1 protein-coding gene is annotated in these 1,291 nt (G+C 68.6%); it reads right to left on the minus strand.

Features of this window, described 5'->3' with window-relative positions:
• Positions 1-1,291, minus strand: a 1,291-nt coding sequence (locus BST17_RS28485) for an HNH endonuclease signature motif containing protein (RefSeq protein WP_109750348.1), incomplete at both ends; no start/stop codon positions are given.

Genomic DNA, 1,291 nt, shown 5'->3' on the forward strand with positions numbered 1-1,291 from the left:
CGGCCCGGTCGGCCCATTGCGATCGGTCGTGCGGCGGGTGTCGGAGGAGTTCGGGGCGGTGGTGGTAGTTGATGCGGGCTTGGCCGTGGTCCAGGGCTGGGGGCGGGTGCCATTCGCATTCGTTGCGGGCGTTGAATGTTGTTGTGTAGCCGGTGCCGTCGCCGTGGTCGTCGACCATCCGGTTGTCGCAGCTGCAGGCCAGGGTGAGATCGTCGACGTTGGTGTTGCCGCCGTGGGAGAAGGCTTTTTTGCCGTGGTGGGCTTGGCAGTAGTAGGGGCCGTTGGTGCAGCAGGGTTTGGTGCAGCCGCCGTCGCGGGCGATCAGCATGATGCGCTGGGCGGGGCTGGCGGTGCGCCGGGTGCGGAAGTAGTTCAGGGCGGCGCCGGTGGCGTCGTCGAAGATGGCCAGGTGGTGGGAGGCGTGGCCGGCCATCCGGATGACGTCGCGGATCGGGATCTTGGTTCCACCGCCGGACACTGCGATCCCGGCCAAAGAGTGCAGTTCGCCGAGGGTGGTGCGGATGATCATCGCCACCGGGAGTCCGTTGAGTTGGCCGAGGTTGGACATCAGGGCGATGCGGCCGACGGCGATCATCGCGTCGTGTTGGCGTTGGGCTTGGGTGCGGTAGTCGTGGTCGATCTGTTCCTGGGTGGGGGTGCCGAGGGTGCAGGGGTGGTCGTCGGCGGGGTTGCACATGCCGGGGGCGGCGAATTTCGCGAACAACGGTTCCCAGACGGCTGTGGCTTCGGGGTCCAGTTGCCCGGTGATCGGGGTGGTGCCGTCGCGGCGTTGGGTGCCCACGGTCACGCCGCGTTTGCGTTGCCGTTCGCGTTCGTCGGGCACGGGTCCGTCCTGATCGAGTAGGAACAGCCGGTCGGCTGCGGACTCGGCGAGCGCCTTGGGTCCCACCCCGAGGGCCTCGCGCACCAGGGCCATCTCGAACGTCTCGCGGTCGGCGGTGCTGGCCGAGCCGGGCAGATCCCGCACTGCCTCGCGGATCACCTTGACGTGTTCGGGGGTGATCAGCCCGGCGGCCTGGGCGACGGCCACCACCGGTAGAAGCGCAGGCAGGGGTTCTCCGGTCAACGACCGTCGCGGCCCCAGGTCGGCGGCCTCATGTAGGCGGCGGCCGGCCTCGGCGGTCGAGAGCCGCCACCGGATCCGCAGTACCTCGTTCCAAGATTTGGCGCCCATCTCACGTGGAGAGTTGTCGGCCTGCAGGGTGGCCAGCATGCGATGCCACTGCGAGGGTAACCGGCAGGTCAGCGTCTCGACCTCATCCATCACGGC

The organism is Mycolicibacterium bacteremicum, assembly GCF_002086115.1.
Lineage (GTDB): Bacteria > Actinomycetota > Actinomycetes > Mycobacteriales > Mycobacteriaceae > Mycobacterium > Mycobacterium bacteremicum.